Annotated in this window: 1 protein-coding gene; it reads right to left on the reverse strand. The window is 64.7% G+C overall.

Going from position 1 to position 360, the window contains the following annotated elements; translation table 11 throughout:
- Window positions 1-338 (reverse strand): alanine--tRNA ligase-related protein (locus AC1D0P_RS32410; RefSeq protein WP_477680467.1); only part of this gene is annotated, 338 nt, incomplete at its 3' end.
- Window positions 339-360 lie beyond the last annotated feature (22 nt).

Raw genomic sequence — 360 nt, forward strand, 5'->3', positions numbered from 1 at the left:
ACGGAAAGGATGTGGCAGGCCGTGTGCATGCGCATCAGCTTGTAGCGGCGCGGCCAGTCGACATGCAGCACCAGCGTCTCGCCGACGGAGGGCGAGGGCTGGCCTTCGAGCGGCATGTGCAGGATGACGCTCTTGTCCTCGCCATTGACGGTGGCGCCAAGTTCGATACGTGAGCCATCGGCGCGTTCGAGGAAGCCGCTGTCGCCGGGCTGGCCGCCCGACATGGCGTAAAAGCAGGTCTGGTCGAGTTCGATCGCGCCGTTGTCGCGGACTGTCGTGACCGTCCCCTCCGCCGTCGCCAGATAGAAATCGTCACGAAAGAGGGGCAGGGTCGACATGCATGGTCTCGCGGGTTAAGCG

The organism is Polaromonas sp. P1_G2 (assembly GCF_056405515.1).